Annotated in this window: 19 protein-coding genes; 15 read left to right on the top strand and 4 right to left on the bottom strand. The window is 73.0% G+C overall.

Annotated features, from left to right (window positions below; translation table 11 throughout):
• The first annotated feature begins 30 nt into the window (after positions 1-30).
• Complete coding sequence (locus tag amrb99_RS25180) at positions 31-825, top strand: enoyl-CoA hydratase-related protein (RefSeq protein WP_190860327.1); 795 nt, start codon at positions 31-33, stop codon at positions 823-825.
• Positions 826-886: 61 nt separating this feature from the next.
• On the opposite strand, the gene amrb99_RS25185 is transcribed toward amrb99_RS25180, so the two are convergent.
• Complete coding sequence (locus tag amrb99_RS25185) at positions 887-1,651, bottom strand: IclR family transcriptional regulator (RefSeq protein ID WP_190860329.1); 765 nt, start codon at positions 1,649-1,651, stop codon at positions 887-889.
• A gap of 218 nt (positions 1,652-1,869) precedes the next feature.
• On the opposite strand from amrb99_RS25185, the gene amrb99_RS25190 reads away from it, so the two are divergent.
• Positions 1,870-3,837: an acyl-CoA dehydrogenase family protein gene (locus amrb99_RS25190; RefSeq protein ID WP_190860338.1), complete on the top strand. Its 1,968-nt coding sequence runs from the start codon at positions 1,870-1,872 to the stop codon at positions 3,835-3,837.
• 267 nt (positions 3,838-4,104) lie between these two features.
• Positions 4,105-4,923: a methyltransferase domain-containing protein gene (locus amrb99_RS25195; RefSeq protein WP_241755908.1), complete on the top strand. Its 819-nt coding sequence runs from the start codon at positions 4,105-4,107 to the stop codon at positions 4,921-4,923.
• A gap of 197 nt (positions 4,924-5,120) precedes the next feature.
• Here amrb99_RS25195 and amrb99_RS52585 read toward each other — a convergent pair whose 3' ends face one another.
• The 3 genes from amrb99_RS52585 to amrb99_RS25210 all read right to left on the bottom strand — a co-directional run bounded on the left by amrb99_RS52585 (position 5,121) and on the right by amrb99_RS25210 (position 9,628).
• On the bottom strand, positions 5,121-8,135 hold the full coding sequence (locus amrb99_RS52585) for an AAA family ATPase (RefSeq protein WP_347256845.1): 3,015 nt from the start codon (positions 8,133-8,135) through the stop codon (positions 5,121-5,123).
• Positions 8,136-8,177: 42 nt separating this feature from the next.
• Positions 8,178-9,248, bottom strand: coding sequence for a CoA transferase (locus amrb99_RS25205; protein WP_190860340.1), 1,071 nt, complete (start codon positions 9,246-9,248; stop codon positions 8,178-8,180).
• Between the two features lie 116 nt (positions 9,249-9,364).
• Positions 9,365-9,628 (bottom strand): hypothetical protein, encoded by a 264-nt coding sequence (locus amrb99_RS25210; protein ID WP_190860342.1) that lies wholly within the window; start codon positions 9,626-9,628, stop codon positions 9,365-9,367.
• Between the two features lie 152 nt (positions 9,629-9,780).
• On the opposite strand from amrb99_RS25210, the gene amrb99_RS25215 reads away from it, so the two are divergent.
• The 12 genes from amrb99_RS25215 (at position 9,781) to amrb99_RS25270 (ending at position 21,072) form a co-directional block, all read left to right on the top strand.
• Positions 9,781-11,490: an LLM class flavin-dependent oxidoreductase gene (locus tag amrb99_RS25215; protein ID WP_190860344.1), complete on the top strand. Its 1,710-nt coding sequence runs from the start codon at positions 9,781-9,783 to the stop codon at positions 11,488-11,490.
• Positions 11,491-11,607: 117 nt separating this feature from the next.
• Entirely contained in the window at positions 11,608-12,567 is a 960-nt protein-coding gene (locus amrb99_RS25220) for a DUF1152 domain-containing protein (protein WP_190860347.1), read from the top strand.
• Between the two features lie 38 nt (positions 12,568-12,605).
• Positions 12,606-13,145 carry a chorismate mutase gene (locus tag amrb99_RS25225; protein ID WP_190860349.1) on the top strand — a complete coding sequence of 180 codons (540 nt, stop codon included), beginning with the start codon at positions 12,606-12,608 and terminating at the stop codon, positions 13,143-13,145.
• Positions 13,146-13,156: 11 nt separating this feature from the next.
• Positions 13,157-13,699 carry a protein kinase gene (locus tag amrb99_RS25230; protein ID WP_190860351.1) on the top strand — a complete coding sequence of 181 codons (543 nt, stop codon included), beginning with the start codon at positions 13,157-13,159 and terminating at the stop codon, positions 13,697-13,699.
• Between the two features lie 87 nt (positions 13,700-13,786).
• Positions 13,787-14,299 carry a SigE family RNA polymerase sigma factor gene (locus tag amrb99_RS25235; protein ID WP_190860353.1) on the top strand — a complete coding sequence of 171 codons (513 nt, stop codon included), beginning with the start codon at positions 13,787-13,789 and terminating at the stop codon, positions 14,297-14,299.
• A complete protein-coding gene (locus amrb99_RS25240; protein WP_190860355.1) occupies positions 14,296-15,363 on the top strand; it encodes a hypothetical protein in 1,068 nt (355 codons plus the stop codon). Before amrb99_RS25235 ends, amrb99_RS25240 begins: the two co-directional genes overlap by 4 nt.
• A 55-nt stretch (positions 15,364-15,418) precedes the next feature.
• Positions 15,419-16,375 (top strand): deoxyribose-phosphate aldolase, encoded by a 957-nt coding sequence (gene deoC / locus amrb99_RS25245; protein WP_190860357.1) that lies wholly within the window; start codon positions 15,419-15,421, stop codon positions 16,373-16,375.
• A gap of 2 nt (positions 16,376-16,377) precedes the next feature.
• Positions 16,378-17,808: an aldehyde dehydrogenase family protein gene (locus amrb99_RS25250; RefSeq protein WP_194737163.1), complete on the top strand. Its 1,431-nt coding sequence runs from the start codon at positions 16,378-16,380 to the stop codon at positions 17,806-17,808.
• Positions 17,801-18,652 carry an aldehyde dehydrogenase family protein gene (locus amrb99_RS25255; RefSeq protein ID WP_190860359.1) on the top strand — a complete coding sequence of 284 codons (852 nt, stop codon included), beginning with the start codon at positions 17,801-17,803 and terminating at the stop codon, positions 18,650-18,652. Before amrb99_RS25250 ends, amrb99_RS25255 begins: the two co-directional genes overlap by 8 nt.
• A gap of 84 nt (positions 18,653-18,736) precedes the next feature.
• Positions 18,737-19,678 carry a hypothetical protein gene (locus amrb99_RS25260; protein WP_190860361.1) on the top strand — a complete coding sequence of 314 codons (942 nt, stop codon included), beginning with the start codon at positions 18,737-18,739 and terminating at the stop codon, positions 19,676-19,678.
• A 204-nt stretch (positions 19,679-19,882) separates the two neighbouring features.
• The gene (locus amrb99_RS25265; RefSeq protein ID WP_190860363.1) at positions 19,883-20,134 is read left to right on the top strand and encodes a DUF2630 family protein; all 252 of its coding nucleotides are present in this window, start codon (positions 19,883-19,885) and stop codon (positions 20,132-20,134) included.
• The gene (locus tag amrb99_RS25270; protein ID WP_347256846.1) at positions 20,131-21,072 is read left to right on the top strand and encodes an LLM class flavin-dependent oxidoreductase; all 942 of its coding nucleotides are present in this window, start codon (positions 20,131-20,133) and stop codon (positions 21,070-21,072) included. The genes amrb99_RS25265 and amrb99_RS25270 overlap by 4 nt, the downstream gene beginning before the upstream one ends.
• The last annotated feature ends 4 nt before the right edge of the window (positions 21,073-21,076 follow it).

Genomic DNA, 21,076 nt, shown 5'->3' on the forward strand with positions numbered 1-21,076 from the left:
CTTCCGGTGGAGCGCGGCGGGGAGTGGAGCATGTACGAGACGATCGTCTACGAGGTCGCGGAGCGGGTCGCGCGGATCACGCTGAACCGGCCCGACGCCCGCAACGCGCTCAGCGACACCATGATCGACGAGCTGCTCGACGCGTTCGAGCGGGCGAAGGCCGACGACGGCGTGCGGGTCATCGTGCTGACCGGGGCGGGCGACCGGGCCTTCTGCGCGGGCGCCGACCTCGGCGGGCTCGGCCGGGCGCAGGCGGACGGACGGTCCGTCGCGGACGCCGCGGCGATCCGGGAGAGCGCCCCGTTCCGGCTGTTCACCGCGTTCCCGAAGCTCGGCAAGCCGATCATCGCGCGGCTCGCCGGGCACGCGGTCGCCGGCGGGCTCGGCCTCGCCGCGGCGTGCGACCTGGTGGTGGCGGCCGACGACGTCAAGCTCGGCACCCCCGAGGTCAACGTGGGCCTGTGGCCCATGATGATCATGGCGATCATCAACCGGAACGTCGCGCCGAAACACGCGTTCAAGCTCTACTACACCGGGCAGCGCGTCACCGCGGCCGAGGGCCGCGACATCGGCCTGGTCACCGAGGTGGTGCCGCGCGCCGAGCTGGACGCGCGGGTGGACGAGCTGGCCCGCACCATCGCCGCCAAGAGCCCGCTCGGCCTGCGCCGCGGCCGCGACGCGTTCTTCGCGATCGAGGGCCGTCCGCTGGAGGACCAGGTGGAGCACCTGCTGTCCGAGCTCGTCGGCCTGGCCGCCACCGAGGACGCCAAGGAGGGCATCACGGCGTTCCTGGAGAACCGCGCCCCCGACTTCCAGGGCCGCTGACCGCCGCGCGACCGGCTCGTTGCTCGGGTGGCTCGTGGGTCGATGGCTCGGCGGGGCGCGGTCAGCCGGTCGCGGTGAGGGTCAGGGTGCGCTGGAGCTCGGCGGCGCGGGCGTGCATGCGGTCGGCGGACTTCTCGATCCGGGGGAGCCTGCCCGTGCGGCAGGAGATGGCGAGCGCGCCGATCGCGGTGCCGGTCGCGTCCGTGACCGGGACCGCCGCGCAGCCGGTGCCGAGGGCGTACTCGTCGCGGTCGAGGGAGAGCCCGCAGGGCGAGGTCAGCGTGCTGAGCAGCCGGGTCCGCTCGGTGATGGTGTTCGGGGTCAGGTCGACGAGGGGATGCCGGGAGAGGTAGTCGCGGAGCCGCTCGTCGTCGAGCTGGCTCAGCATGCACTTGCCGAGCGCGGTGGCGTGCGCGGACTCGTCGAAGCCGACCCAGACGTCGACGCGGGGCGCGCGCGGGCCGTCGGCGATGTCGATGAGGCGGATCTCGTCGTCCACGTGCATGCCGAAGTAGCACGCGACGCCCAGCTCGTCGCGGAGCGCGATCAGCGTCGGGCGGACCCGGGCGAGCAGCTGCTGCGTCCGGCTCCGGCCGTGCAGCGACTGGACGCGGTCGCCGAGCACCCAGACGCCGTCCGGGAGCCGCATGGCGTAGCCCTCGTGGGCGAGGGTGCGCAGCAGGTGGTAGGCGGTGGCGAGGGGCAGCCCGGCCTCGCGGGCCAGCTGCTTCGCGGGCGCGCCGCTCGGATGCGACGCCACCACCTCCATGAGGTGCAGCGCCCGCTGCACCGAGGCGATGAGAGTGGGCCTGCGTGTCTCATCCATCACGCACAGCGAACCCCTCCCGCCTGGCGAGGTCAAGGGCTTTGGCGGTACTCGGCCCCCTCGCGCGCGACACGCCTGGACGGCGCGGGAGTACACGGCGGGACGGCCGGGGAGTAATTTCGGGACAGTGCAACCTCTGGGGGCGGATCCCCCAGACCCCCCAGGGCTGCCGCCCGAAGGGCGGGCGGGAGCAGGGGAAACGCTTCCGAGGAGCCGGCATGAGCCAGCCGAGTCGCAGCCAGACCCCCGTCGACGAGCGGACCGCGCGGCGGGTCGCCGAGGAGGCCCGCGAGAGCGAGTGGCGGCTGCCGAGCTTCGGGAAACAGCTCTTCCTCGGCGACTTCCGCCTCGATCTCGTCCACCCGCATCCCCGCCCGGACGAGGCGTCGCGCCGGCGCGGCGAGGCGTTCCTCGCGCGGCTCACCGAGTTCTGCGCCACCCGGATCGACCCCGCGCTGATCGAGCGCGAGTCCCGCATCCCCGACGACGTGGTCAACGGCCTGCGGGAGATGGGCGCGCTCGGCATGAAGATCCCCGAGCACTACGGCGGCCTCGGGCTCAGCCAGCTCTACTACGGCCGGGCCCTGATGGTCGTCGGGTCGGTGAGCCCCGCGCTCGGCGCGCTGCTGTCGGCGCACCAGTCCATCGGCGTCCCGCAGCCGGTGAAGATGTTCGGCACGGAGGAGCAGAAGGAGCACTGGCTGCCGCGGTGCGCGAAGCAGATCAGCGCGTTCCTGCTCACCGAGCCCGACGTCGGCTCGGACCCGGCGCGGCTGCGCGCCACCGCCGTCCCCGACGGCGACGACTACGTCCTCAACGGCGTCAAGCTGTGGACGACCAACGGCGTCGTCGCGGACCTCGTCGTCGTCATGGCGCGCGTGCCGAAGTCCGACGGGCACCGGGGCGGCATCTCCGCGTTCATCGTGGACATGGCCGCGCCCGGCATCACGGTGGAGAACCGCAACGCGTTCATGGGGCTGCGGGGCATCGAGAACGGCGTGACGCGCTTCCACGACGTGCGCGTCCCGAAGGCCAACCTGATCGGCGCGGAGGGCGCGGGCCTGAAGATCGCGCTGACCACGCTGAACACCGGGCGGCTCTCGCTGCCCGCGATCTGCGCGGCGAGCGGCAAGTGGGCCGCGAAGATCGCCCGCGAGTGGTCGAAGGAGCGGGTGCAGTGGGGGCGGCCGGTCGGCGAGCACGAAGCCGTGGCCCGCAAGATCGCGTTCATCGCCGCGACCGCGTACGCGCTGGAGGCCGTCCTCGACCTGTCCGGCCAGCTCGCCGACGACGAGCGCAACGACATCCGGATCGAGGCGGCGCTGGCGAAGCTGTGGTCGTCGGAGATGGCCTGCCGGATCGCCGACGAGCTGGTCCAGCTGCGCGGCGGCCGCGGTTTCGAGACGGCCGAGTCGCTCGCCGCGCGCGGCGAGCGGGGCGTGCCCGCCGAGCAGCTGCTCCGCGACCTGCGGATCAACCGGATCTTCGAGGGCTCCACCGAGATCATGCATCTGCTGATCGCGCGCGAGGCGGTGGACGCGCACCTGTCCGTCGCGGGCGACATCATCGACCCCGACGCGTCCGCCGGGAGGAAGGCGCGCGCGGCGGCGAAGGCGGGCGGCTTCTACGCGCGCTGGCTGCCGACCCTCGTGACGGGCGCGGGGCAGCGGCCGAACGCGTACGCCGAGTTCGGCGCGCTCGCCAAGCATCTGCGGTACGTGGAGCGCGCCTCCCGGAAGCTGGCCCGGTCCATCTTCTACGCGGCGGGCCGCTGGCAGGGGCGGCTGGAGTACAAGCAGGGCTTCCTCGGCCGGATGGTGGACATCGGCGCGGAATTGTTCGCGATGAGCGCCGTCTGCGTCCGCGCCAATGCCGATTCCTCGGGCCTTGGTCCGCTTTCCGGATCCATTGTTGACGGTGCGAGCGAGGCCAATGTCCCCGGTGCGTCCGCGGTGCTGCTGGCCGACGCGTTCTGCCGGCAGGCGCGCGTCCGCGTCGACGAACTCTTCGACGGGCTGTGGCGCAATACCGACGAGATGGACGTGAAACTCGCGCGCGCCGTCCTCGCCGGCGATTTCGCCTGGGTCGAGGAAGGCGTATTGGACCCCTCCATTCCCGGACCGTGGATCGCGCCCGCCGAACCAGGTCCGAGCGAAAGGGAGAGCGTGCACCGCACGATCGGCTGAGAACGCCGCTCTGACCTGCGGTGCGTGACCGGCGGACTGCGGTGCGCTACGGTGGCGTGTCCCGGTCGCCGGTCGGTGGGACCGGTCACACCGGGACAGACCGGTCGCCGGTCCCGTGCACCGATTCCCGAACGCCGGGCATTGCGGTTGCGTACGGATGGGTAGACTGTCCCGACCTTGCGCCAGAGATCAGGCCATCCCGAGGGATCCGGCCCGTCGATCCGGCGAAAACAAGCAGAACGCCAACGCACCCAGCGAGCGGGAAGTATGCAGCAACCTGGTCAGAAGAAGTCCATCGCAGGAACCCTACTCAATCTACTCGGAAGCGGCCCGAAACCCGCGCCCGCGGCGCCCACCGCGGGGGACGGAGAGGTCATCCAGCCCGCCGCCGGCGACGGGGCGCTGGAGAACCACCTGGGCGGTGACGAGGCCCGCAACTACCGCAAGTACGAGTACGAGACCGTCGCTCCCCACGTCGGACGCTCGCTGCTGGAGATCGGCTCCGGGCTCGGGCACTTCTCCGAGCAGTTCGCCGGCCGCCTCGACTACCTCGCCGTCAGCGACAACGACCCGTACTGCGTCGGCGAGCTGCGCAAGCGCTACGCGGACAACGACGACGTCGAGGTCATCGACCTCGAACTGCCGGCCGAGATCGACATCCGGCAGAAGGTCGACACGGTCGTGATGATGAACGTCCTGGAGCACATCAAGGACGACGTCCAGGCGCTGCGCGACCTCGCGTCCGTCACGCTGCCCGGCGGGCGGATCGTCATCTGGGTGCCCGGCTACATGCAGCTGTACGGCGACTTCGACCGCAAGGTCGGGCACGTCACGCGCTACACCCCGGCGACGCTGGAGGCCTCGGTCCGCGAGGCCGGGCTCGTCCCCGAGGTGCTCAAGCCGATCAACTTCCTCGGCGGGATCGCCTGGTGGTTCGCGGTCCGCCGCGGCGGCGCCGGCTACCCCGACCCCCGGCTGGTCAAGATCTACGACCGGACCGTGGTGCCGGTGACCCGCACCATCGAGCGGCTCGTCCGGCCGCCGTTCGGGCAGACCGTCTTCTGCGTGGCCCGCGTCCCGCGCTAGCGCGGGGTGCGGCGCGCCCGCGGCGGGCACGAGATCATCACCATGTGAACTCGTGCCCGCCGTTTTCGGTATGTCGCCCGTTGCACGGCGCAATGGGCGGAGCACACTGGGCAGTGGCCGGAACGGTCGCGGGCCGCCTCTCCGGGGGGAGGAGCACCGCATGCTTCCGCGGCGCGCGGCCGTGAAGGCCGGCCACGTCAGTTCCCGTGTGGTCCGACGGTTCGGTGGCGGGGGTCCGGGAGGGGGGTTCCCGCCACGGAACCATGCCCGCCCGCGCCCGCCCGCTCGGCGGAGCGCCCCGCCGAGCCGGCGAACAGCATGAGCCGGTGCGCGGTCGCGGCGGCCTCGCCCCGGTTCGCCACGTCGAGCTTGCCGAGGATGTTCGACACGTGCACGCTGGCCGTCTTGACCGAGATGAACAGCGCCTCGGCGATGTCGCGGTTGCTGCGGCCCTCGGCGACCAGGCGCAGCACCTCGTACTCGCGCGGGGTCAGGCCCAGCGGCGCGGACGGCTCGGCGCCGCCGCGGCGCGGCGCCCGCGTCCGGCGCAGCAGCTCGGCGACCCGCTCCGCGAGCGGCGCGGCGCCGAGGTCCGCGGCGGCGTCGGCCGCGATCCGCAGCCGCCCGGCCGCCGCGTCGTGGTCACCGTCCGCCAGCGCCGCCTCCGCGGCGTGGACGAGCGCCTGCGCGCGGGCGTACCGGTTGCCGAGCGACTCCCACGCGGCGGCGGCCGCGTCCCAGGCGGCCTGGTCGAGGACGCCCCGGGCGCGCGCCGCCTCGGCGTCGAAGAGGAGCTTGTTGGCGCGCTGCAGCGGACCGCTGATCGTCAGGCCGGCGGCGCGCTCCTCGATCCGGCGCAGCATCGGCGCGGCGGCCGCGCCGATCTCGGCGCAGGCCGTGGCGCCCGCGATCAGCACCGGCAGGGCGTAGCGGGCGTCGTCCGGCAGGCCCGCCACCTCGATCACCCGCTCGACCGCGGGGAGCACGTCCTGCGGGCGGCCCTCGGCCAGCGCCAGCCGCGCCTCCAGCCAGAGCGAGCTGAAGTAGTCCTGGGTCTTCAGCCACTTCATCTTCAGCCGCATGATCTCGCGGGAGCCCTCGAGGCGCTCACGGGCGGTGTCCAGGTCGCCGCGGGCGAGCGCCACGGCGCCCGACAGGACCAGCAGCGACGTCCGGATCGTCACCGCGGGTTCCTGCTCCATCGCGTGGTTCATCACCGCGATGGCCTCGTCCCACCGCCCGAGGGAGACCAGCGGCTCGGCCTGGTTGATGCACAGGAACGTGCCCTGCGTCCGCGCCACGCCGTACTCGAGGGCCAGCTCCTTGCCCTTCGCGGCGACGGCCGCGGCCTCCTCGTGCCGGCCCGCGCCCTCCAGGAAGTGCGACTTGATGACGTAGTAGCGCAGCAGGGCCCGGTGGTTGCCGCCGACGGTGGCGATCCGCTCGATCTCGTTGAGCGTGGCCTCCGTCGTGGCGCTGTAGTCGGAGTAGTCGATGTCGGCGCAGAACAGCGTGATGAGCGCCTGCGTCTCGGCGACCGGGTCGGCGAGCTTGCGGGCGATCTCCAGCGACTCCGCCGCCGCGGCCTGGGCCTCGGGGATGTCGGTGGAGAACCGCACGTAGGTCGCGAACGTCGAGAGGACGCGCGCGCGGAGCACCGTCGGGGGATCGGCCGGCAGCGCCTTCACCGCGGCCCGCAGGTCGTCGACGAAACCCGGGCGCGCCATCTCGTAGCGCATGTGGCCGCGCAGCTCCAGCAGCGCCGCCCAGCGCTCGGTGTCCATCGCGTCCTCGCCGGCGGCCTCGACCTCCTTCAGCGCGGCCGTGGCGAACTTCAGGCCCCGGTCGTACTCGCCGGCCAGGTCGGCGGCGGCCGCGGCGTCCTCCATCACCTTGATGTGGTCGGCGCCGATGCGCTCCGCCGCGTCGGGCACGCGGTCCCAGAGGTTCAGCACTCGCGACAGCATCGTCAGGCACTCGGCGTAGGCGAGGGCCTTGCGCGCGTCGGCCGCCGCCCGCCACGACGCGACCAGCGCCCACGTGGCGTCGTTGGCGGCCTTCCAGTGGTGGCTGAGCTCCACCCAGAGCCGTCCGGACGGCACCAGCCCCGGGTCGTTCTCCAGGGCCTCGGCGTAGCGGGTGTGCAGGCGCGTGTACTCGCCGGGCAGCAGGTCGTCGTGGACGGCCTCGCGGATCAGCGCGTGCCGGAACGCGTACCCGTCGCCGTCCACGACCAGCACGTTCGCGGCGACGGCCGGGCGCAGCACCCGGGTCAGCGCGGAGTCGTCCAGGCCCGACACGGCGGCCAGCAGCGCGTGCTCGATCCGGGTGCCGCCGCCGCTGGCGTCCCGCAGCACGTCCTGGGTCTCCTCGGGCAGCCGCTGGACGCCCGCGAGCAGCAGGTCCCGCAGCGACTCGGGCAGCTCGCAGGCGAGGGTCCCGTCGTCGTCGAGCAGCGCCTCGATGAACAGCGGGTTCCCCTCGCTGCGCGCGTCGATCCGCTCGACCAGGCCCGGCGGCGGCGCGTGCCCGAGCACCTCGGTGACCAGCGCCGCGACGTCCGAGCGGGCCAGCCGGGTGATCTCCAGCCGGCTCACCCGGTCGACCCGCTCCAGCCCGCCGAGCAGCGGCCGCAGCGGATGGGCGCGGTGCAGCTCGTCCGACCGGTACGTCACCACGACCAGGACGGGCGCAACGCTCAGGTTGCGCACCAGGAACGCCAGCAGGTCGCGGGTGGAACGGTCCGCCCAGTGCGCGTCCTCGATGACGAGGACGACCGGCTCGCGCTCGGCGAGCCGCTCCAGCAGGGTCAGCACCACCTCGAACAGCCGGGCCCGCTCCTCGCCGGACGCGGCGTCGCTCTCCGGCTCGCCGAACTCCGGCAGCAGCCGGGCGAGGCTCCCGGTGTCGCCGCGCGGGACGAGCGCCGCGACGCCGTCGATGCCGATGTCGCGGACCAGGCCCCGCAGCACGGTGGTGAACGGCGCGAAGGGCAGGCCGTCGGAGCCGAGCTCCAGGCAGCCGCCGATGAGGACGCGGGCCCGCCCGCCGCGGGCGACGGACGCCGCGAACTCGCGGATCAGCCGGGTCTTGCCCAGGCCCGCCTCACCGCCGACCAGCACCGCGCCGGGAGCCGACGCCAGCGCGTCCTCCAGCAGGCCGAGCTCGGCTGCCCTGCCGACCAGGACGGGACTCATCGCACGCGCGCTCACGTCACAAGAATGCCAAATGAATCCGACAATCCCACCTGAATATCAGTCGGTGAGATGGCGCCAGCCCTCGCCGCGGTGCTCGTCCAGCCCCGCGACCCGCCCGCCCGGCAGCGGCGGGTGCGCCGCGGTGCGGACCGGACCCGCGTCCAGCACGCCGCGCGCCCGGAAATGATCGAGGTCGAGCATCTCGGCGCCGGTGAGCAGCGGCGCGACCGGCGCCCCGGCGGCCGACAGCCGCTCCATCGCCTCGTCCCTGGTGAGCCGGGCGATGGCGGCCGCCACCTCGCCGTCCAGCTCGGCGACCCGGCCGAGCCGCTCGGCGAACGGGACGTCCGCCGCCCCGTCCAGGCCGAGCGCGCGGCAGGTCGCCGCCCACAGCCGCTCCTCCGACACGACCCCGAGCGTGATCTTCAGGCCGTCCTTGGTGGCGTAGACCCCGTACCCGGGGACGGGCCCGGTCACGTGCGGCGCCGGGCGGGGCGGCGGGGGCGTGGCCGGTTGCGGCCGGAGGGCCTCCGGGACGGTGCTCGTCCAGTGCGCCAGCACGTCGGCCATCCCCAGGTCGATCCGGTCGCCCTTGCCGGTGGCGCGGGCCTTGAGGCACGCGGCGGTGATCGCGAACGCGGCCATCGTCGCGGCGGACATGTCGGCGACCGGCAGCTCCTCCAGGGACGGCGACACCGCGTCCGGCGGCAGCGTCGCCGTGTAGGCGCGGTAGTTGACGTCGTGCCCCGGCACCTGCGCGAGCGGCCCGTCCGCCCCGTAACCCGAGATCGAGCAGTACACGAGCCGCGGGTTGCGCGCGCGCAGCACGGCGTCGCCGACCCCGAGCCGGTCCGCGACGCCGGGCCGGAACCCCTCGACGAACACCTCGGCGTCCGCCGCGAGCTCCAGGCACCGCTCCCGGCCCTCGTCGGACTTCAGGTCCAGCACGATGCTGCGCTTGCGCCGGTTGAGCAGGTCGAAGTGCCCCTGGAACATCCGCATGGGCTCGCCGCCCGGCGGCTCCACCTTGATGACGTCGGCGCCGAGCTGGGCGAGCAGCTGCGTGGTGTACGGGCCCGGCCGCCACATCGTCAGGTCCAGCACGCGCAGTCCGTCCAGCGGCGCCATGGGTTCTCTCCGCGTCCTCGGCCCTCCGGCGGGCGGGCGCCCGGCCTCCCGCCATCGTGTCGATCTCCGGACGGCTCAGTCAAGCAAGTGCTTGGTCCGCGTGCTCGGCCCGCGCGTCAGAACCAGCAGGGGCCGCTGCCCCAGGCCCAGGACCACTCCTCCGGGGCGAGCAGGTGGATGTGGCACGACATGTTGCCCCAGACGACGTACGGGCCCTTGTCGTCCCAGCCGACGAAGCCGAGTTCCACCTGGGTCCGGAGCTGCGCGGGCAGCTGCGCGGCCGGCGCCTTGGGCTTGGGCGCGGCCTCCGCGGGCAGGGTGCCGAGGGCCAGCGTTCCGGACAGTGCGAGCGCCGTCGCGGCGGCAGTGATCTTCCTCATGCGCCGATCCTCCCTCTCGCCGGCTGAAAATGCCAGTAATCACTGGCAAGTTGTCGCCGGAGGTGGCTGTTGACGGGGTGTCCAATTCGGGTGATGCTGGCCGGGTAGGGCCGGGTCGCAGGGTGTCTTCGCTGGTCATGGGGGTGGTCGAGATGCGGTTCGGTCTCTTCTACGAGCACCAGCTGCCCCGGCCGTGGGCGGACGGGCAGGAGCTGCGGCTCTACCAGGACGCGCTGGACCAGGTCGAGATCGCCGACCGGGTCGGGTTCGACCACCTCTGGGAGGTCGAGCACCACTTCCTGGAGGAGTACAGCCACTCGTCGGCGCCCGAGGTGTTCCTCGCGGCGGCGTCGCAGCGGACGAAGCGGATACGGCTCGGGCACGGGATCGTCCAGCTGCCGCCCGCCGTGAACCATCCCGCGCGGATCGCCGAGCGGATCGCGACGCTCGACCTGGTCTCGAACGGGCGGGTGGACTTCGGGACGGGCGAGTCCAGCTCCGGCGCGGAACTCGGCGGGTTCGGCGTGCGGCGCACCGAGAAGCGGGCGCAGTGGCAGGACGCGATCGACGCCGTCACCCGGATGTTCGTCGAGGAGCCGTTCGCCGGATGGCGGTCGCCGTACCTGCGGATGCCGCCCCGGAACGTCATCCCGAAGACCGTGCAGAAGCCCCATCCGCCGCTGTGGGTGGCCTGTTCGAGGCGGGAGACCATCCAGTTCGCGGCCCGCAACGGGATAGGCGCGCTGTCGTTCTCGTTCGTCGAACCCGAGGACGCGGGAAAGTGGGTCGACGAGTACTACCGCATCCTGGAGTCGGAGGAGTGCGTCCCGGCGGGGTTCGCGGTGAACCCGAACGTGTCGGTGGTGCTCCCGATGATGCTGCACGAGGACGAGGCCACCGCGATCGACCGGGGCATCGACGGCGCGCACTTCTTCGCGTTCGCGCTGGCCCACTACTACGGGGCGACGCCGCACGACCCCGGACGCACCAGCGTGTGGGACGAGTTCCAGGAGCGCCGGGCGTCCCAGGGGTTCGACCGCGAGCAGATCATCGCCAACGCCGAGTCGCTGAACGTGAACGTCGGCTCCCTGCGCGGCGCGGTCGGGACCCCGGAGCAGGTCGTCGATCTGATCCGGCGGTACGAGTCGGTCGGCGTCGACCAGATCTCGTTCGTGCTGCAGGCCGGGCCGAACCGGCACGAGCACATCTGCGAGAGCCTCGAACTGTTCGGCACGTCGGTGCTGCCGCACTTCACCGAAGGCCGCGAGGAGCGGGAGGCGGCCAAGGCGGAGCGCCTCGCGCCCGCCATCGAGGCGGCCCTCGCACGGCGGAAGCCCGCCCGGACATCGCCGCCCGGCTACCGCATCGACGAGGACGCCGAGGTCGCGCGCGCCCAGCGCTCGTCCCGCACCCGCCGCCCCGTGCGGCAGGAGATCCGCGCCGCGGCCCGGCGGCGGGCCGCGCAGGGCTTCTACAAACTGGTGCACGGCAGGACGGACGAGCAGATCGAGCGCCGCTTCGGGCCGAACGCGCAGCGGCTGTTCTTCACCGGGATGGCCCGCGCCTATGACCCGTCCGCCGCCGCGGGGTTCGCGGGCGACATCGAGTTCCGCCTGACGCCCGGCCACGGCCCCGCGACCACCTGGACGGTCCACGTGTCCGGTGAACGGGCCAGGGCCCGCGCCGGCGGGTCCGGGGACCCCGCCATCGCGCTCAGCGCCCGCACGGCCGACTTCCTGCGCATTCTCGCCGGGGACGCCAACCCGGCGTCGCTGCTCATGGACGGCCGGCTCGCCATCCGGGGGAACTACGAGCTGGCGCCGCGGATCAGCGAGATGTTCGGCGGCCCGTCCCCCTACTGAGAAGGGGTGGCCGTGGTCCCCCGATCACCACGGCCACCAGTACGTCTGATGCACCCCGTGCCGCTCGGGTTCGTGGTGTTAGGGGACGAATGTTCGCCGCCGCAGTACCGTCGCGGGGTGTTCTCGCTCCATGAACCGCCGCTGTTCGCACGGCTCCGGGACGCCCGGCGGATCCTGGTGGCCGGGGCCGGCGGCGGATTCGACGTCTACGCCGGGCTGCCGCTCGCCATCGCCCTCCTGGACCGGGGCAAGGACGTCCACTTCGCGAACCTCTCGTTCAGCTCGCTCTACGGGCTGCCCTCCGACACCTGGCTGGACGACGGCGTCGCCGCCGTGACGCCCGAGACCGAGAGCCGCGACGCCTACTTCCCGGAGGGCGCCCTCGCCCGCTGGCTCCACCGCAACGGCCTCCCGTCGACCGTCCACGCCTTCCCCAAGTTCGGCGTGCGGCCCCTCCGCGAGGCGTACGGCCACCTGGTGGACCGGCTCGGGCTGGACGCGATCGTCCTGGTGGACGGCGGCACGGACATCCTGCTGCGCGGCGACGAGGCCGGGCTCGGCACGCCCGAGGAGGACATGGCCAGCCTCGCCGCCGTGCACGGCCTCGACGTCCCCGAGAAGATCGTCGTCTCGCTCGGGTTCGGTGTGGACGCCTATCACGGCGTGAACCACGTCCACGTCCTGGAGAACCTCGCCGCCCTGGCCCGCGACGGCGCCTACCTGGGCGCCTTCTCCCTACCGGCCGAGAGCCGCGAAGCCTCGCTCTACCTCGACGCGGTGGAGTACGCCCATGCGGCGCACGAACCGTATCCGAGCATCGTCAACGGCTCGATAGCGGCCGCCCTGCGCGGCCATTTCGGCGACGTCCGGTTCACCGAACGCACGCGGGGGAGCGAATTGTTCATCAATCCCCTGATGGCGATGTACTTCGCCGTCGACCTGGACGGGCTGGCCCGCCGCTCGCTCTATCTCGACCGTCTCGAGAAGACCCGGACGATCCATCAGATCGCCGCCGCGATCGAAGCGTTCCGGGAGGAACTCCCGCAGACCCGCCCGCCTCGGCAATACCCTCACTGACCTCAACGGGCTGCTGCGCCCGGGCCTAGCCTTGGCGGATGAAGGTCATTGTGGCCGCGACGCTGGTTCTGAGCGGATTCGCTGTTCCGGCGCGGGCGGACGCGGGGTTGGCGCCACTGGTCGACGTGGCGGCGTGGCGGCTCGACGTCGCGGACCTGGTCGCCGCCGCCAAGTGGGGGACGGGCAAGCCCATCGAGGATCCGGTGCGCGAGCAGCGGATACTCGACTCGGTCGCCGAGCGGTCCGCGGCGATGGGCATCGACCCGGAGGCCGCGCAGCGGATCTTCCGTGACCAGATCGAGGCGGGCAAGCTCGTCCAGCACGGCCTGTTCGCCCGGTGGGCGATCCGCCCCGGCGACGCCCCGGCGCACCGGCCCGACCTGGAAAAAGACGTCCGGCCGCTGCTCGACCGGATCACCGGCGAGATGCTCGCCGACCTCAGGGAGACGCAGGACGCGCGCCGCGCCCCGTCCTGCCGCACGGAGCTGGTGGCGGCCGTCGGGCGGGTCGAGGCGGCCCGCCGCCCGGACGCCCTGCACCGCGCCGGGCTGCTCCGCGCGATTCCATCGATCTGCTGACGGGCGGGGTCGTGCACCGCGACATCAAATCCGCCGACATCCTGGAAGGCGAGCGGGTCGTGGCCTTCGACTTCGGGCTCGCCGCCGTGCCGGGGGAGACCGCCCTCACCGCCGACGGCGCCCTGCTCGGTACTCCCGCCTACCTGGCCCCCGAGCAGGTCGACGACCGGGAGACCACCGCCGCGTCCGACGTCTGGTCCCTCCGCGTCATCCTGGACAACGCCGTCGAAGGGCGCCGGCGGCACGATGGCGGCGCTGCTGCCGACCGCCTCGCGGGGCGAGCCCGCGCCCGTAGAGCGCGCGCGGGCGTTTGGCGCCGGTCCTGCGCAGGATGCTCCGCCGCGATCCGCGACGGTGTCCCAGCGCGCAGGACGTCGACGTGCTGCCGCGGGCATGCGGACACCCGCAAGGTCTTCGTGATCCGGCCGTGCACACCAACCCCGTCAGCGCGATGGCGTTCAGTCCTGACGGCAAGACCCTCGGCCATCGGGAGCGGTGACGCGACCCTGGGGATGTGGGACGCGGCTGACGCGGGCATGCACGCGACGGCCTGAAAACGCTGAGGCCGTTCGTGCCGGCCGTGCAACCTTCCCGGCCCCTGGACGCATCAGTGGGGTGTGGAACGGCCGAGGAGCGAGCACATGCAGGGACGGGACGACGAGTTCACCGCCTACGTGACGGCCAGGACGCCCTGGCTGCGGCGGGTGGCGTACCTGCTGTGCCAGGACTGGCACCGGGCGGACGATCTCGTGCAGACCGCGATCACCCGTCTGTACCTGCGGTGGCACCGCGCGTCGGCGGCCGACAACCTCGACGGTTACGCGCGCACGGTGCTGGTCAGGGTGTTCCTCGCCGAGCAGCGCGGCGGCTGGCTGCGGCGCGTCCGGCTCGTCGCGGAGCCGCCCGACGGACCGGGCGGCGCGCCCGACCCCGACGGCGGCCTCGATCTGCGGGACGCGCTCGCCGCGCTGCCGGCGAGGCAGCGGGCCGCCGTCGTGCTGCGCTTCTACTGCGATCTGTCGGTCGAGCAGACCGCCGGCGTCCTCAACTGCTCGACGGGGACCGTCAAGAGCCAGACGTCGCGCGGGCTGGACGCGCTGCGCCGCGCGCTGCACCCGGTGCAGAGCCTCACGGATGGGGAGAACCCGGCATGAACGATCTAAAGGAGCGGCTGGAAGGGATCGCCGCGACGCCCGGACCGGTGACGTCCGTGGACGCGGCGGCGGCGATCAGGAGGGGCCGCCGGATCAGGCGCGGGCGGCGCGCCGCGGCGGGCACGCTGGCGGCCGGGCTCGGAGCGGCGGCGGTCGCCGTCGCGGTGCTGCCCGGCTCGCCGGACCAGCCGCGGCGGGTCCGGCCCGCCGAGCAGGTGCGGTATCCGGACCTGCTCGTCCCGCCCGCGTCGTTCGGCTGGCTGCCGCCCGGCTACGCGCAGACCAAGGTCTCGCGGGACGACCAGGAGCGGCCCAGCGTCACGGTGTCCGCGAGCAAGGGCAAGGGCGGGGACGAACCGGACACGGCGGTCGAGCTGACCGTCCTCGGGCCCGGCCCGGAGCCGCCGATCGCGAAGCTGCCCGGCGGGAAGGAGGGCCGCTGGACGGGTACGGAGCTCATCAACGGACGCGTCGGGCACTGGACGATCGAGCCGGGCGGGCCGGGCTCCGACCAGGTGCCCGCCGAACTGCGCTGGGAGTACCAGCCGCACCGCTGGGCGCTGCTGTCGGTCCTCGACCGCGGGATCGCGAAAAAGGAGACCGTCCAGCGCATCGCGAAGGGGGTGCGGTTCGGCGGCGGCAGGCCCGCGGCGTTCCCGTTCCGGGCGACCGGCGTACCAGGCGGGCTGAAGCCGGCGCAGGTCTCGCTCGGCCAGGGCCCGGACGCCGAACTCTGGCTCACCTCCTCCGGGCAGGGGGGCGGCGAGCTCCTCATCGAGGTCACCGCCGGAAGCCGGCGAACCCCGGCGCGCACCAACACGAAGGTCGACGGGCATCCCGCCTTCGACTCCCGCCTGTCCCGCTCCGATCCGAAGACGGGCCGCAACCCGGCGAACGCGCAGCGGCTGGTCGTCTACGGCTCGCACGGCTTCGACGTCACGCTGCAGGCCACGGGCGGGCCGCTGCGGAGCCTCCAGGCGGTGGGCGGGCTGACCGGCCTGTACCGGCGGGTCACCCTGCTCGGCGACGACCCGGCGCGCTGGACGACGGCGCCGCTCGGCTGATCGGACGGAACCTCCGGCGGACCGGTCCGCCGGAGGTTCCGTGCCGTTTGTGCCGATGGGGGTCTTCGGCGATGCTGGGGGCGTGTCAACGGAGACTCTCATCGGCGCCGCCGAGCTGCGCGCATTCCTGCACGGACTTCCGGGCGTTGACCAGGTCGGGGCGGAGGAGCGGGCGGCGCGGCTGGCGACCCGGTCGATCAAGACGTCGGCGAAGGCCGAGGCGATCGATCTGGCGATCTCGATGGTGGATTTGACCACGTTGGAGGGTGCGGACACGCCGGGGAAGGTGCGGGCGTTGTGCGCCAAGGCCGTTCGGCCTGATCCGGCGGATGCGACGGTGCCGAAGGTCGCGGCGGTGTGCGTGTATCCGGACATGGTGGAGACGGCCGTCTCGGCGCTGGACGGCACCGGGGTCGGGGTCGCGTCGGTGGCGACGGCATTTCCGTCCGGGCGGGCGCCGCTGGAGGCCAAGCTCGCCGACACCCGCGCGGCGGTGGCGGCGGGCGCGGCCGAGATCGACATGGTCATCGACCGGGGCGCGTTCCTGTCCGGCGACTACCTGAAGGTGTTCGAGGAGATCACCGCGGTCAAGCAGGCGTGCGGCGAGGCGCATCTGAAGGTGATCCTGGAGACCGGTGAGCTGGCGACGCTCGACAACGTGCGGCGTGCCTCGTGGTTGGCGATGCGGGCGGGCGCGGACTTCATCAAGACCTCGACCGGGAAGGTGTCTCCGGCGGCGACGTTGCCGGTGACGCTGGTGATGCTGGAGGCCGTCCGCGACTACCGCGCGGCGACGGGCCGCCAGGTCGGTGTCAAACCGGCGGGTGGGATCCGTACCACCAAGGATGCGATCAAGTATCTGGTGCTGGTGAACGAGACCGCGGGCCAGGACTGGCTGTCGCCCGACTGGTTCCGGCTGGGTGCTTCCAGTGTGCTGAACGATCTGCTGATGCAGCGCCGCAAGCTGTCCACCGGCGTCTACTCCGGTCCCGACTACTTCACCCTGGACTGATCATGGTGTTCGAGTACGCGCCCGCACCGGAGTCGGCGTCGGTCGTCGACATCCGCCCGTCGTACGGGCTGTTCATTGATGGCGAGTTCACCGATGGGGGCGGGGAGCCGTTCAAGACGGTGAATCCCGCCACCGAGGAGACCCTCGCCGAGATCGCCGCCGCCGACCAGGCGGATGTGGACCGTGCCGTGGCGGCGGCGCGGCGGGCGTTCGAGACGGTGTGGGGGCCGCTGCCGGGCGCTGAGCGCGCCAAGTACCTGTACCGGATCGCCCGCATCATCCAGGAACGCTCCCGCGAGCTGGCCGTTTTGGAGTCGATCGACAACGGCAAGCCGATCCGCGAATCCCGCGATGTGGACGTTCCGCTGGTCGCGGCGTGGTTCTTCTACTACGCCGGCTGGGCCGACAAACTCGGCCACGCCGGGTTCGGCCCGGACCCGCGCCCGGTCGGCGTCGCGGGCCAGGTGATTCCGTGGAACTTCCCGCTGCTGATGCTGGCGTGGAAGATCGCCCCGGCGCTGGCCTGCGGGAACACCGTCGTGCTGAAGCCGGCGGAGACCACGCCGCTGACCGCGCTGCTGTTCGCCGACATCTGCCGCCAGGCCGACCTGCCGCCCGGCGTCGTCAACATCATCACCGGCGCCGGCGACACGGGCCGCGCGCTGGTCGCCCACCCCGGGATCGACAAGGTCGCCTTCACCGGTTCCACCGACGTCGGCCGCCAGATCGCCCGCACCCTGGCCGGAACATCGAAGAAGCTCACCTTGGAGCTGGGTGGCAAGGCCGCCAACATCGTCTACGCCGACGCCCCCCTCGACCAGGCCGTCGAAGGCATCGTCAACGGCATCTTCTTCAACCAGGGCCACGTGTGCTGCGCCGGATCGCGCCTGCTGGTGCAGGAATCGGTCGCAGGCGAGGTGCTGGAGCGGCTGAAGGCGCGGATGGCGACGCTGCGGGTCGGTGACCCCCTGGACAAGAACACCGACATCGGCGCGATCAACTCCGCCGCGCAACTGGACAGGATCCGCGAACTGTCGGCGGCCGGCGAGGCCGAGGGCGCGGAACGTTGGGCGCCGCCGTGCGAGCTGCCCGACCGCGGGTTCTGGTTCCCGCCGACCGTCTTCACCAATGTGGCGCAATCGCATCGGATCGCGCGGGAGGAGATCTTCGGGCCGGTGCTGTCGGTGCTGACGTTCCGCACCCCCGACGAGGCGGTCACCAAGGCCAACAACACCCCCTACGGGTTGTCGGCGGGGATCTGGACCGACAAGGGCTCGCAGATCCTGTGGACCGCGCAGCGGCTGCGCGCCGGGGTGGTGTGGGCCAACACCTTCAACAAGTTCGACCCCGCCTCCCCGTTCGGCGGCTACAAGGAATCGGGACACGGCCGCGAAGGCGGACGCCACGGACTGGAGCCCTACCTCAATGTCTGAACGTCTCACCGTCCGCAAGACCTACAAGCTCTACATCGGCGGCGCGTTCCCGCGTTCGGAGTCAGGCAGGACCTACCCCGTGACCGACACCAAAGGCCGGTTCCTCGCCAACGCCTCCCAGGCCTCCCGCAAAGACGTCCGCGACGCCGTCACCGCCGCCCGCAAAGCCTTCACCGGCTGGTCGGCCCGCACCGCCTACAACCGCGCGCAGATCCTCTACCGCATCGCCGAAATGCTGGAAGGGCGCCGCGACCAGTTCATCACCGAGGTCCGCCACGGCGGCGCGTCCAAGACCCACGCCGCCGCCCAGGTCGACGCCGCGATCGACCGGTGGGTCTGGTACGCCGGATGGGCCGACAAGATCACCGCCGTCACCGGCGCCGCCAACCCCGTCACCGGCCCCTACTTCAACTTCTCCACCCCCGAACCCACCGGCATCGTCGCCATCATCGCACCCGACGACCCGCTCCTCGGCCTGGTCTCGGTACTGGCACCCGCGATCGCCACCGGCAACACCACCGTCGTCATCGCCTCCGAACCCGCACCACTCCCCGCCATCACCCTCGCCGAAGTCCTCGCCACCAGCGACCTACCGGGCGGCGTGGTCAACATCCTCACCGGACACCGCACCGAACTCGCCCCCTGGCTCGCCTCCCACATGGACGTCAACGCCATCGACCTCACCGGCGTCCCGGAGGCCGACGTGACCGCTCTGGAGGAGAAGGCGGCCGAGAACCTGAAGCGTGTCTTCCGCGCCGCCGAGGACTGGTCCGGCGACCCCGGAACCGCGCGTATGACGGCGTTTCTGGAGGTCAAGACGGTGTGGCATCCCGTGGGCGTCTGAAAGTGGAAATGGCGCGGAGTGTGTAGAGCGTCACGAACGGTGGAATAGAACCCCCCGTAACTGATCATCACGGGGGGTAGATCAGTGCCTACCAACACCGCATCGCGTACGACGACGAGCCGAGGTACGGCCGCTCGTACGAAGAGCACCACGGCGAACAAGTCCACGGCCGCCAAGAAGACGGCCTCCAAGAGCACCTCGGCCGCCAAGACGCCGTCGAGGTCCACGACCAGCCGCTCGACCGCCGCGAGGAAGACTCCGGCGAAGCGGACCAGCGCCGCGTCGAGCCGGACGTCCACACAGGCGTCGCAGCGCGTCACCAAGGCCGCCGACCAGGCCAAGGCCGCCGCCAAGCAGATGAAGTCGGTGGCGACCAAGGCGTCCTCGTCGGCCAAGGCCATGACCGCGATGACCAAGGCCATGACCACCGCCACCAAGGCGATGACCGACGCCGCCAAGGCGATGAACACCGCGGCCAAGGACATGGGGAAGCAGCAGCAGGCCGCTCGGTCCACGGCGTCCAGGAGCAGGACGGGCACCAGCGCGCGCAAGAGCACGTCCGGGACGGCCCGCAAGTCCACCTCGGCGGCGAGCCGCTCGCGGTCCACGACGTCGGCGCGGGTGTCGGCGCCGAAGTCGACGGCGCGCAAGACCACGGCGTCCAAGACCCGGCCGTCGACCGCGAAGAGGACGACGGCGGCCAAGCCGCGGACCAGCGCCGCGCGCAAGTCCACCGCGTCCTCGTCCCGGACGACCGCGAGCACGCGGAGCGGCACGGCCCGCAAGAGCGGTACATCCCGCTCGTCCGGCACCGCTCGCAAGGCGAGCACCGCCGGGGCGGGCGGGACCACCGGGACCCGCCCGCGAGCGGGCGGGACGACGGCCCGGCGGACCGCCGAGTCGGCCACCGCACCGCCCGCCGGGCCGATGGTCGAGCCCAAGACCTCCAACGGCCTGCAGCACTCGACCGGCACCGACGGCGGCTTCCTGAGCGGCCTGACCAGCGCCGGCCAGCGCGAGCGCTGACCGCCGCCCGGACGGCGCCCCCGGGGGTCCGCCCCCAGGGGCGGCACCGACCCGCCCGTCGCCGCGCCCTGCCCGGGACGCGGCGAGCGGCGAGCCCGCGGGCGGGGCCGTGCCCGAGCACGGGCACGGGCACGGGCGGAGCCTGCCGCGCACACGCACGCCGCCGGCCGGCGATCCACGACGGCCGGCTCACGGGAGGGCCCATTGGACGAGAAGGACATCCTGGCGCGCATCGACGAGTACGTCGGTGAGGAGCAGCGGCTGCGCGACCGCTACCAGCGCGGCGACCTGGACCGCGACGAGGAGCACCGGCGGCTCGAGGACCTCGAGGTGGCCCTCGACCAGTGCTGGGACCTGCTGCGCCGCCGCCGCGCCCGGATCGACGCGGGCAGCGACCCCGGCGACGCGGACGCGCACGTCCGCCCGCCGGACGAGGTCGAGGGGTACCTGCAGTGACGCAGCCCCTCGCCCGGCGGCCGCTGCGCTTCGGCCTGTCGCTGGCGCCGGACGCGTCCGCGCCGCTGGTCCGCATCGCGCAGGACGCGGACCGGTACGGGCTCGACCTGCTCGGCGTCCGGGACCGCCCGTACCTGCGCGACACCGCCGACGCGCTGACGTTGATGGCGACCGCGCTGGCCGTCACGCCCCGGATCCGGGTGCTGCCCGCCGTGGCGTGCCTGCCGCTCCGGCCGCCCGCGCTGCTGGCCAAGGCGCTCGCCACGATGGACGCCCTGAGCGGCGGGCGCGTGGAGCTCGGGCTCGGCGCCGGCACGTCCTGGGACGGCGTGGAGGCCTACGGCGGCCCGCGGCTCGGCGCCGCCGCCGCGCGCCGCTCCCTGGAGGAGGCGGTGCAGATCATCCGGCTGCACTGGAGCGACCAGAACGGGCTGCGCTTCCAGGGCGAGCACCACCGGTTCGCCGCCGCGCAGGCCGGGCCGGCGCCCGCCCACCAGATCGGGATCTGGTTCGGGGTGACCGGGCCGCGCGCGCTCGATCTCGCGGGGCGCGTCGCCGACGGCTGGATCGCGCCGTCGTCGCTCGTCCCGCCGAAGCGGCTCGCCGAGGGGCAGCGCCGCCTCGACGACGCCGCCGCCCGGGCGGGCCGCGCCCCGTCCGAGCTGCGCCGCGTCTACCTGCTCGAAGGCTCCATCGACGGGCGGGACTCGCGCGGCTTCCTGCACGGACCGCCGCGCCAATGGGTCTACGAGATGACGGAGCTGGCCGTGGGCCACGGCGTCGACACGTTCCTGTTCGGCGGCGATCCCGAGCAGCTTCCGGTCTTCGCGCTGGAGGTCGTCCCCGCCGTCCGCGAGCAGGCCGCCCGCGAGAGGCGGGGCCTCTCCGCCGGGCCGGCGCCGAACGCCGCCCCGGCGCAGGCCGCTCCCGCGCACTGACCTC

This window comes from Actinomadura sp. RB99 (assembly GCF_014706005.1).
Classification (GTDB): Bacteria; Actinomycetota; Actinomycetes; order Streptosporangiales; family Streptosporangiaceae; genus Spirillospora.